11 protein-coding genes are annotated in these 10,632 nt (G+C 72.8%); 5 read left to right on the top strand and 6 right to left on the bottom strand.

The window, feature by feature from the left end:
• The first annotated feature begins 93 nt into the window (after positions 1-93).
• The 4 genes from ACZ7OH_RS29445 to ACZ7OH_RS29460 all read left to right on the top strand — a co-directional run bounded on the left by ACZ7OH_RS29445 (position 94) and on the right by ACZ7OH_RS29460 (position 4,091).
• Positions 94-1,620, top strand: a complete 1,527-nt coding sequence (locus tag ACZ7OH_RS29445) for a hypothetical protein (protein ID WP_470283764.1) — start codon at positions 94-96, stop codon at positions 1,618-1,620.
• Between the two features lie 347 nt (positions 1,621-1,967).
• Complete coding sequence (locus tag ACZ7OH_RS29450; protein WP_470283765.1) at positions 1,968-2,420, top strand: hypothetical protein; 453 nt, start codon at positions 1,968-1,970, stop codon at positions 2,418-2,420.
• Positions 2,421-2,464: 44 nt separating this feature from the next.
• Positions 2,465-2,899 carry a hypothetical protein gene (locus tag ACZ7OH_RS29455; protein WP_470283766.1) on the top strand — a complete coding sequence of 145 codons (435 nt, stop codon included), beginning with the start codon at positions 2,465-2,467 and terminating at the stop codon, positions 2,897-2,899.
• Between the two features lie 34 nt (positions 2,900-2,933).
• Positions 2,934-4,091, top strand: coding sequence for a cystathionine gamma-synthase (locus tag ACZ7OH_RS29460; RefSeq protein WP_400894810.1), 1,158 nt, complete (start codon positions 2,934-2,936; stop codon positions 4,089-4,091).
• Between the two features lie 3 nt (positions 4,092-4,094).
• Here the strand turns inward: ACZ7OH_RS29460 and ACZ7OH_RS29465 are convergent, their stop codons facing one another.
• Positions 4,095-4,244 carry a hypothetical protein gene (locus ACZ7OH_RS29465; protein WP_470283767.1) on the bottom strand — a complete coding sequence of 50 codons (150 nt, stop codon included), beginning with the start codon at positions 4,242-4,244 and terminating at the stop codon, positions 4,095-4,097.
• A 45-nt stretch (positions 4,245-4,289) separates the two neighbouring features.
• Positions 4,290-4,553 (bottom strand): hypothetical protein, encoded by a 264-nt coding sequence (locus ACZ7OH_RS29470; RefSeq protein ID WP_470283768.1) that lies wholly within the window; start codon positions 4,551-4,553, stop codon positions 4,290-4,292.
• Between the two features lie 93 nt (positions 4,554-4,646).
• Between ACZ7OH_RS29470 and ilvA the strand changes: the two genes are divergently transcribed.
• Positions 4,647-5,849 carry a threonine ammonia-lyase gene (gene ilvA, locus ACZ7OH_RS29475; RefSeq protein ID WP_400894806.1) on the top strand — a complete coding sequence of 401 codons (1,203 nt, stop codon included), beginning with the start codon at positions 4,647-4,649 and terminating at the stop codon, positions 5,847-5,849.
• Between the two features lie 58 nt (positions 5,850-5,907).
• Here ilvA and ACZ7OH_RS29480 read toward each other — a convergent pair whose 3' ends face one another.
• From ACZ7OH_RS29480 to ACZ7OH_RS29495, 4 genes are read right to left on the bottom strand one after another with little or no spacing between them, the layout of a single operon-like run.
• Positions 5,908-6,741, bottom strand: coding sequence for a ferredoxin (locus ACZ7OH_RS29480; RefSeq protein WP_470283769.1), 834 nt, complete (start codon positions 6,739-6,741; stop codon positions 5,908-5,910).
• A 19-nt stretch (positions 6,742-6,760) separates the two neighbouring features.
• Positions 6,761-7,213 carry a hypothetical protein gene (locus tag ACZ7OH_RS29485; protein ID WP_470283770.1) on the bottom strand — a complete coding sequence of 151 codons (453 nt, stop codon included), beginning with the start codon at positions 7,211-7,213 and terminating at the stop codon, positions 6,761-6,763.
• A 36-nt stretch (positions 7,214-7,249) separates the two neighbouring features.
• Entirely contained in the window at positions 7,250-7,696 is a 447-nt protein-coding gene (locus tag ACZ7OH_RS29490; RefSeq protein ID WP_470283771.1) for a hypothetical protein, read from the bottom strand.
• A complete protein-coding gene (locus ACZ7OH_RS29495; protein WP_470283772.1) occupies positions 7,689-9,617 on the bottom strand; it encodes a hypothetical protein in 1,929 nt (642 codons plus the stop codon). The genes ACZ7OH_RS29490 and ACZ7OH_RS29495 overlap by 8 nt, the downstream gene beginning before the upstream one ends.
• Positions 9,618-10,632 lie beyond the last annotated feature (1,015 nt).

Consider the following 10,632-nt stretch of genomic DNA (forward strand, 5'->3'; position numbering starts at 1 on the left):
GCAGGGGCGTTACGAGCGCCCCGCCGGGTGATCCGATAGCGTGAGCGCGAGTACAAAACTTTCGCGTCCTCGTCAAGGGGGTTCAAGACCCACATGAGTGCACCGCAGCCACCGAACCAGCCGTGGGGTGGCGGCCAGCCACCTCAAGGCCCGCCGAGTGGCCCCCAGTCGCAGCAGGACCCGTTCGGCAGCCCGGAACCCACCCAGGTCGTCCAGCCCGCCCAGCCCCAGAGCGGTTCCCCGTTCGGGGAGACGCCGGAGCCGACCCAGGTCGTCCAGCCTGCCCAGCCGGGTGATGGCGGGGCGGGCGCGACCCAGGCGATGCCGCCGGTCGACGCGAACGCGACGCAGTGGGTGAACCCGGCCGGCGGCGACGCCCCGGTCGCGGACTCCACGCAGCTGGTTCCGCCGGGCTCCCAGCCGCCGGCGATCCCGTACACCCCGCCGCCGAGCGCGGCCGACAACCCGGCCGCGGCGTACGGCCAGCAGCCGGGCGGCTTCGGCCAGCCCGGTCAGCCGGGGCAGCACGGCCAGCCGGGCGGGTTCGGGCAGCAGCAGCCGGGCTTCGGCCAGCCGGGCCAGCCCGGCCAGCCGCCGCAGGGCTTCGGCGGTCCCGGGTTCGGTGGCCCCCAGCAGCCCGGCTTCGGCGGTCAGCCGGCGCAGTTCGGCGGCCCGTCGGCCGGGAACAACGGCCTCTTCGGCTACATCTTCGGTGGCGTCGTCGCCCTGCTGGCGCTGGTCGCGCTCATCATCTCGTTCAGCTACATGAGCGACGCGAGCGACTACTCGAAGATCTTCGACCTCGCCCCGGACCAGGCGGCGATCGACAAGCTCCTCTCCGACGCCGGCATCGTCGGCCCGGGCACGGTCTGGTTCTACGTGATCATGATCCTGGTGGGGTCGCTGGTCTCCCTCGCCGGCGGCGTCGGGCTGGCGCTCGCGGGCAAGCTCGGCGGGATCAAGAAGTTCGTCCCGATCGCGATCGTCGCCGGTGGCGCGCTGCTCACGCTCTTCGCGCTCCTGCTCAAGATCGGGATGACGCCGAACGCCAAGACGCTCGCGCAGGCTTCCGCGTCCGAGAAGGACACGTTCGGCCTCGGGCTCCCGCCGCTGATCATCGGCATCCTCATCCTCATCGTGGGTGTCCTCGGGCTCATCCCGGCGACGCAGCAGTTCGTCGGCCTCGGGGGCGGCGGCGCCGCGCCGGGCGGTCCGCAGGGCTTCGGTGGGCCGCAGGGCTTCGGCGGCCCGCAGCAGCAACAGCAGGGCGGGTTCGGCCAGCCGGGTCAGCCGGGTGGGTTCGGGCAGCAGCAGGGCGGCTACGGCCAGCCCGGTCAGCCGCCGCAGGGTTACGGCCCGCCCCCGGGCTACGGCCAGCCGGGCGGCCCCAACCCGTCCAGCGGAGGGTTCCCGCAGCCGTCGAGCGGGGGCTTCCCGCAGCCGGGCCAGCCGCCGCAGCAGGGCGGGTACGGCCAGCCGGGCCAGCCGCCGCACGGCTACCCGCAGCAGCCGGGTCAGCCGCCGCAGGGCTGGGGCCAGCCGCCGGGCCAGCAGGGTCCGCCGAGCGGCGGGTTCGGCCAGCCGGGCCAGCCCGGCCAGCCGCCGCAGCAGCAGTGGTGAACTAGTACACCTCCTCGTGCCCCGGAGCCCATTCGGCTCCGGGGCACGCTGCATTTACCGCCCGATTCGCAATTGTCCGAAGAGGACCAATAACCGATACATCAACTGTCGGTGATCACGTGACAGCATTTCTGCCACTACCGCAGGAAAATGATCTTGGGTTCCGCCGTCCGGCCGAATTCCGTTCTCTTTCGGAGTCATTTCCCCCTTTCCCGGCTAGGGTTGGCGCCGTCGTCTGGCGTTGAAGTGATGGGGGAGTCGTGGCCGGTCCGCACGGATACCCGGTGGCACGTTCGCATTCGTATTCATCGGCTCGGCCATCCGGAGTAACGGCGGTTCTCGCCGGCTTGCTCGGAATCGCGGCCGCCGTCGCGGCGGGGTACGTGCCGGTCAAGATCTACCTCGACATGCCCGCCGAATTCAGCCTCGGTGCCCTGCCGGGCTGGGTGCTGATCGACCTGGCCGGCTACCTCGGCGCCGGGCTCGTGCTCCTGCTGGGCGCGCTGGTGACGTTCTTCCGCGCGACGGCGGGCGCGGTCCTGCTCGGCCTCGGCGCCCTGCTGGCCATCGGCGCGCTGCTGACCGAGCCGCTCTCGGTGGGCGTCCCGCTGGCCCGCTTCGCCGACGCGATGTTCACCCACGGCGGCTTCGCGATGGCCGACCGGGTGGGGCTGGCCGCGCTGGCCGTGCTGGTGCTCGTCCTGGCATTCGTGCCGCCGACGTTGCGCTACCTGCGCTACCGCACGCCGACGCTCGGGATGTGGACGGGCCAGGAGGCCTACTCGACCCGCAGCTGGTGACCCGTGCCGGTCACCCCCGGTGATCGGTCGTATCCTCGGCAGCCGTGACCGGAACCGAAGGCCGGACCGCGCTCGCCGCCGCCGTGCTCGCCCTGCTCGGCGGGGCGGTCTACCTGCTCGGGCTCGTCCTGGACGTCGTCTCGCTGCTCCGGTTCCCCGAAGACGCCGGGCGCGTCGTCATCCACGCCGCCGTCGACCTGGTGCTCGCGTCCGCGCTCCTGCCCGGCGGGATCCTGCTGCTGCGGCGGCAGAACGCCGGACGGATCGGCTGCGTCGCCGGGAGCTCGGCCGCGCTGCTCGCGACGCTGACGTCGGCGGCCCTCGCGGCGGCCGGGGTGACCTTCGGCGGCCCCGGTGACCTGGCGATGGGCGGGCTGACCGCGCTGGCCGTGGTGGTGCCGCCCGCGCTGGCCACGCTGGTGCTCGCCGTGTCCGCCCCCGTCGCCCGGTGGTGCACCCCTGAGATCCGTCCCACCTGACGGGAATGCCGGGCCCTCGCCGTACGCTCTACCCATGGTGGACGACTACTCCGTACTGGGATTCGAGACCCGCGCGATCCACGCCGGTCAGAAGCCCGACCCCCGCACCGGCGCCGTGATCGTGCCGATCTACCAGACCTCGACCTACGCGCAGGACGGCGTGGGCGGGACCCGCGAGGGCGACTACGAGTACTCGCGCACCGCGAACCCGACCCGTTCGGCGCTGGAGGAGGCGCTGGCCTCGCTGGAAGGCGGCCGGCACGCGCTCGCCTTCGCGTCCGGCATGGCGGCCTCCGACGTGGTGCTGCGCAGTACCCTCCGCCCCGGTGACCACCTCGTGCTCGGCAACGACGCGTACGGCGGCACGTTCCGCCTGATCGACAAGGTGCTCAGCCTGTGGGGCGTCGAGCACACCGTCGCCGACCTCGCGAACCTCGACGAGGTGCGCGCCGCGATCCGGCCCGAGACCAAGCTGATCTGGTGCGAGTCGCCGACCAACCCGATGCTCGGCATCGCCGACATCGCCGCGCTGGCGGGTGTCGCGCACGACGCCGGCGCGCGCCTGGTGGTCGACAACACCTTCGCGACGCCGTACCTGCAGAACCCGCTGTCGCTGGGCGCGGACATCGTCCTGCACTCGACGACGAAGTACCTCGGCGGCCACTCCGACGTGGTCGGCGGCGCGATCATCACGAACGAGGACGAGCTGCGCGAGCAGTTCTTCTACCTGCGCAACGCCGCGGGCGCGGTGCCGGGGCCGTTCGACGCATGGCTGACCCTGCGCGGCATCAAAACTCTCGCCCTGCGCATGGAGCGGCACAGCGACAACGCCGAGCTGATCGTCCAGGCGCTGGTGAAGCACCCGAAGGTGGCGAAGGTCTACTACCCGGGCCTGCCGGAGCACCCGGGCCACGAGACGGCGGCGAAGCAGATGCGCCGCTTCGGCGGGATGGTGTCGTTCAGCCACGCGGACGGCGAAGCGGCGGCCCTGGAGGTGGCGTCCCGCACGAAGCTGTTCATCCTGGCGGAGTCGCTGGGCGGCATCGAGTCGCTGATCGAGCACCCGGGCAAGATGACCCACGCGAGCACGGCGGGCTCGACGCTCCAGGTCCCGGCGGACCTGCTGCGCCTGTCGGTCGGCATCGAGGACGGCCGCGACCTGGTGGCCGACCTGCTGGCCGCGCTGGGCTGAGCCTCAGTCACCGAGGTCGAGACCGCCGCCGTAGAGCCGCTCCACCCGGAGCGTGATCACGACGCGGCGGTCTTCGACCATGTTCCGTAGGAACACGGCTTCGTCGCCGGGGTCAGGGAAGGGACCGCGGCCCGGCTCGTAAACGGTGGTCACCGGATGATCATCGGGCGACGGGGCACACCGGGGTAACCCACCAGGTCAGGGGTTGTAATTCCCGTGCACGACGCCGCCGGGCCTCGGGGTGCCCGCGGCAGGGAGGTTCGCGCCGTCCACGCAGCCGCCCACCAGCTCCACGTGGCTGTCGTGGCGGATGTACTGGGCCGGGGACGCGCACGAGGCGCTGTCGACCGTGATGTACGCGGCTCCCGTGAGGGCTGCGGCCGACGCCAGGCCGATCACGAGCGGGACCAGCCCGGCTGACCGGGTGGCGCGAGCCCGTCGAGCGTCGTTCCCCCGTGCCATGGTTGCTCCCTGTTTACCGTGTGTTGACACGCCCAGGGTACCCGGCTCCCGCCCCGTCAACCTGTGGAGTTCCTGAGTGGCATAGTCCGGGCCATGGAACTCGTCACCATCGAGCGGATCCAGGCCGCCCGGGAACTCCTAAAAGGAGTGACCAGGGTGACGCCGATGGAGCACGCGCGCGACCTGCGCAAGCTCCACGGCGGTCCGGTGCACCTGAAGTGCGAAAACCTGCAGCGCACGGGGTCGTTCAAGATCCGCGGCGCCTACACCCGCATCCACGGCCTCAGCGCCGCCGAGCGCGAACGCGGCGTCGTCGCGGCGAGCGCCGGCAACCACGCGCAGGGCGTCGCGCTCGCGTCGTCGCTGCTCGGGGCCAAGTCCACCGTCTTCATGCCGCTGCGGGCGCCGCTGCCGAAGCTCGCCGCGACCCGCGGTTACGGCGCCGACGTCCACCTCCACGGCGCGCTGCTGGAGGAGACCCTCGCCGCCGCGATCGAGTTCGGCGAGCGGACCGGCGCGGTGTTCATCCACCCCTTCGACCACGTGGACGTCATCGCCGGCCAGGGCACCGTCGGGCTCGAGATCCTCGAGCAGGTGCCGGGCGTGAAGACGATCCTGGTCGCCACCGGCGGCGGCGGGCTGGTCGGCGGGGTCGCCTCGGCGGTGAAGGCGGTGCGCCCGGACGTCCGCGTCGTCGGCGTCCAGGCCGAGGAGGCGGCGGCCTACCCGCCGTCGCTGGCCAAGGGCATGCCCGTCCGGCTGGGGTCGACCTCGACGATGGCCGACGGCATCGCGGTCGGCGAACCGGGCCAGGTCAGCTTCGCGCACGTCGCATCCCTGGTGGACGACGTCGTGACGGTGTCCGAGGAGTCCCTGTCGCGCGCGGTGCTGCTCTGCCTGGAACGCCGGAAGCTGGTGGTCGAGCCGGCCGGCGCGGCGACGGTCGCGGCCCTGCTGCAGCACCCCGGCATCTTCGAGCCCCCGGTGGTGGCGGTCCTCTCGGGCGGCAACGTCGACCCGGTGCTGCTCCTGCAGATCATCCAGCACGGCATGACGGCGGGTGGCCGCTACCTGCGCCTGCACCTGCGCGTCCCGGACCGGCCGGGGTCGCTCGTGGGCGTGCTGTCCTGCGTGAGCGGGCTGGGCGCGAACGTCCTGGACGTCGAGCACTCGCGGATTTCCGGCAGCCTCGACCTCGGCGAGGCCGACATCGTGCTGGCGCTCGAAACCCGCGGCCCCGAGCACTGCAAGGACCTCGAGATCGCGCTGACGGACGCGGGTTACACGGTCGTCTAACCGGTCTTTCGGGGGTTCCGGGTGGCGGAGCCCCCGGCCCGGGGCGAAGCCCCGGTTGTCACAGCGCTTCGCCGGTGATCGCCGCCAGAGCGAGGTCCTTGGCGGACTCGGGTACCTCCGACGGCGCGGTGAAGCGGCGGGCCCGGATGTGGGCGACCAGGTCCGGGTCCGGCGGCACGCCGTGCTCACGGAGGTAGTACGCCACGGCGCCCGGCCACGCCCAAGCGCCGTCGGTGCGGAAGTTCATCGGCACCGCGTCCGCGCGGTCCGGGGCGAACGCGTCCGGGCCGTTGCTGCGCGAGGCCAGGATGACCGGCGCGGCGTCGAGGTACGCGAGCACCCGCTCGGCTTCGGCCGGGACGAGCGGACGGCGCCGGACCAGCGGCTTGCCCGAAGCGTCGACGCCGTCGTAGATCCGCGGCGTGCGCACCTCGCCTTCGGCGACCGGCGGGGTCAGCGCGGCGCGCTCGCGCAGCCAGGCCGGGATGTGCTCGTCGGCGCGGGGGAAGAACCGCAGCTCGTCCTGGAACCCGATCGGCGGCGGCTGCTGCCGGAACGGCGGTTCGAGGTCCGGCCGCACGAAGTCGACGTCGGGCGGCTGCGCCGGCTCGAACACGAGGATCGCGCCCAGCCACGTGCCGAAGCCGGGCTGGTACATGCCCGAGCGCAGCACTCCGAGCAGCCGCACCGCTTCCGGGTGCGGCTGTCCCGGCCGGGGCACGCCGTCCGGCCCGGTCACCAGCAGGTCGGCTTCGACGTGCCGCCCGGCGGCGCGGTACTCCACGCGCAGCTGCCGCCACGCCGGCGGCACCTGCGACGTCAGCACCGCCCCGATCCGGCGGACGATCTCCTGCTGCTGGTCCGGGCTCAGCGGCCCCGGTGGCTGGCTCATGGCGCGGAAACTCCTGGGGTCAGTTGCCGGCCGCGCGGGCGGCCTGGAGCCCGGCGCGGTACCACTCCGGCATGTGCGCCTCGTCGCGCGGGAAGCGCTCCTGCTCGGTCAGGAACTCCTGCGGCGCGGGCGGCGGCTGGAAGTCCGGCTGGTTCTGGTAGTTGTACTGGATGGTGAAGCGCGCCGGCGGTTCGAGGATGTAGCGCGCGGAGAACCAGGTGCCCTCGTTCTCCGCGTACATCCCGCCGCGCAGCCGCTGGAAGGCGCGCCAGACCTCGGCGGGCGGCTCCCAGACGCGTTCCTTGCCGTCCGGCCCGGTCACGGCCACGGCGACGTCGAGGTTCCGGCCGAGCGCGCGGAAGTCGATCACCAGCTCACGCCAGCCGGGCGGCAGCGCGGAGACCAGCGCGTTCGTGATTCCGTCCAGCTCTTCCTTCTGCTGGATCGGGTCGAGCAGCGGCCAAACGGGCATGCGCGGGTTCCTCCTGGTGGTTCGGGGCGGGGGCCATCATGGCACGGCGGGCGGGGTCCGCTGCCGTTCGAGCTGCGCGCCCTCGTCGAGCAGCTCCCGCAGCCACGGCGGGATGTGGCCCTCGTCGCGGGGGAACGTTTCGAGGTCGCGGGCGAACGCCGTGGGGTGCAACGGCGGCCACCAGCGGGGGTCGTCGTCGAAGTTGTAGGCGAACTCGGGCGCGGCGCCGGCCCGCAGCTCGACGGTCGCCGAGAACCACGTGCCCCGCCCGGGTTCATACATCCGCTCACGCAGCTGCTCGAAGCCGGCCTTCACCGCGGCGGGCACGGCCATCGCCCCGTTGCGGCCGTCGGCCAGTTTCACCTGCAGCGCGTAGTCGTCGGCGAGCACGGTCGAGGAAACGGTGAGCGTGATCCGCGCCCAGCCCGCGGGCGCGCCGCCGGCGAGCGCGGCGGCGATCCCGCCGGTGAGGTCGTCAGGCATCGGCGGTCTCGCTTCCGTACGGGGTCTTCGGGCCGTAGTTGATCTTCGACGGGTCGTTCTTGAACACGCGTTCCTGGGTCTCCCGGGTGAGCTCGACCGGCTTGCCGTCCGGGCCGAGGACGAGGTGGCCCTCCGCGTCGAGCTCGTAGGTGACCTTCTGCCAGCGCATCGTGACTTCCGCGGGGATGCCGCCCGGCAGCTCGCCGGAGGTCCGGACCTGGTAGTTCTCGATCTCCTGACCGGGGTGGGCGGCGTACTCGCCGAGCGCGACCTCCTGCCGGCGCCACGAAGCGTCGTGGATCCAGCCGTCGCGGTTGTTGCCGCTGTTGGACGCGGCCATCTGCGAGTGCATGTTGACGTACTCGCCCGGCCCGCCCATCTCGTTGGCCGCGAAGTGCCCGCCCGCCCACTTGACCTGGTCGTAGTCGGCGTCGCCCTGGAAGGCCTTGCGGCCTTCGCCGCCCGACCGGTTCTGGGACGCGGTGTCGCGGAAGTCCTCGTTCTGGCCGCGGAAGGCGGGCTCCCCGGTCATCGCGACCGGCCGGCCGTGGTCGCCGATCTGGAAGTCCCAGTGCTTGCCCGGGTCGTGGAAGTTGGCCACCCGGTACTGCGCGCCCGGGAGCAGCGGGTAGCGCAGGTCGGGGTTGTGGAACGGCGGCTCCTTGCCGGGCGTCGCCTCGACGTGCGTCACCCGGCCGTCGGCGTCGGTGAAGAAGTGGCTGGTGGCGCCGTTCTTGTAGGACACGTTGTACTGCGCGTCCGGTGCCAGCGGACGTTCACCGCGCAGCACCTGCGGGACCCCGTCTTCGGTGAGCTTGGAGTTGCGGGTGCGCGGGTCGAGGTCGTCGATCTCGCGCGGCGACTCGATCGGCGGGTGCCCGTCCGGGCGCTCGCGGTGCCCGGCGTAGTGGCTGTCCTCGTGCCGGTCGAAGGTGACGAACCGTTCGCCGAACTCCGGCGAGTCCCGGGCGATCGGCCGCGGCTTCGGGACTTCGTCGTAGGGCAGCGGGTCGTCGTGGGTGTCGCCGTCGCCGCGGTGCTGCGCGCTGTCGGCGTCGACGTCGTGCTGGTCGCCGTGGTGGCTGTCGGGCGCGAAGCCGTCGTCGCCCGCCCGGTGCGTGGTGCCGTCCGGGTGGTGGGTGTTCCATTCGCCGTCGGGTGGGATGCGGGGGCGCATCTTGCCGTCGGGGCCGATTTCGTAGTCGCTGGAGAAGACGCGGCCGTGGGAGTCGGTCCAGGCGGGTTTGGTGGGGGCGGTGACTTCGGTGTCGAGTTCGCGGGAGAGGCGGTGGGCGAAGTCGTTGGAGCCGGCATCACACCCGATGAGCCGGATGGGGCGGCCGTCGTAGTCGCCGTTGCGGCGCAGGATGTCGGCGAACTCTTCGGGGGTGTAGAGGCGGTCGCCGATCCGGGCGTGCCCGTCGGGGGTGACGTGGACGTCGACGGTGTAGCGGCCATCGGGGTCGGGGTGGACGCGGTGGGGCAGGTCGCCCATGTGGGGATCGCCGGCGTGGTAGGAGCTGCCGGAGGGGGTCCTCTCGGCGTGGCGGGCGTTGACCTCGTCGGGGGTGAGGGGTTCGTCGTGGTGCGGGGTGGCGCCGTCGTGGTCGTGCTCGTGGGGCGTGTTTTCGTGCGGCCGGGTGTCCGGTGCGTGGGTGTCGGCGGTGTGCGAGCCGGGGCGGGGGCCGTTTTCGTGCGGCCGGGTGCCCGGGGTGTGGGTGCCGGGTCCGAAGCCGCGGGCCGCGGGTGCGTCCGGCGTGCGCGGACGACCGCCGCTGGGCAGATCACCGCCGGTGCGTGGCCGTCCGGAGGCGTCGACGTGCGCGCCGGGGGTGCCCGGAGTGCCGGTCCAGCCGGCGCTGCCGGTGCGCGGCGAGCCGCCGCCGAGGCCGCCACCACCGGGCCCGCCGCCGGGTGGCATGCCACCACCGCCGCCCATCATCGGCGCGCCGCCCTGCGACGGGACGGAGGCGCCATCGCCACCGCGTGGCGCCGGGACGGCGCCGGGTTCGCCCGTGCGAGGGGCGGTGGGGGCGGTGCCGCTGGCGGAGGTGGTGCCATCGGTGCGCGGGGGTGCGGCGCTGCTGGGGGATTCGGTCCCGCCGTGCGAGCCGGGTGCGTTGCCGTCGCTCCGGGACGGCGAGCTGCCACCGGTGTGCGAGGAAGAGTCGCCGCCGTGGGTGGGCGTGCTGTCGCCACCCCGGGTCGGCGAAGGGCTGTTGTCGCTCGCTCGCGACGGAGAACCGTCCCCGGTGTGCGAGGGCGCGCTGTCGCCGCTGCGGGCGGGCGAGGGGCTGCTGTCGCTGGTGTGCGCGGGGGTGCCGTCGCTGCCCCGAGTGGGCGACGGACTGCTATCCCCACCGTGCGAGGGGCTGTTGTCGCTTGCTCGCGAGGGAGAACCGTCGCCGGTGTGTGAGGGGGTGCTGTCGCTGCCCCGGGTCGGGGAGGGGCTGTTGTCGCTTGCTCGCGAGGCAGAACCATCGGCGGTGTGCGAGGGCGTGTTGTCTCCTCCTCGGGTCGGGGAGGGACTGCTGTCGCCCGACCGCGAAGGAGAACCGTCGCCGGTGTGCGAACCATCCCCGGTGTGGGAAGGCGAACCATCCCCCTCACCCGTGTGCGAGGGCGACCCATCGCCATCGTTCGTGTGCGACGGGGAACTGCCCCCGTCCGGCGAACTAGATCCGTCCCGGCCCGAACTCCGCCGCGACCCCGGATCGGTGTTCATCGGATCCGAACTCGGCGAATCCCCATTCGCATGGCCCGGATCGCCGGAGTGGGAACCGTCCCCGGAGTGGGAACCGTCCCCGCCGTGGGCGCGGGTGTGGACTCCGCCCCCTTCCCCCTTGGGGATCTTGTGGACGAACCCGCCCTCCTTGACGTGCAACCCGTCCAGACCGCTGACCTTGCCCAGCACCTTGCCGAACACCTTCGCGATC

The sequence above is a fragment of the Amycolatopsis sp. NPDC114478 genome (genome assembly GCF_055633805.1).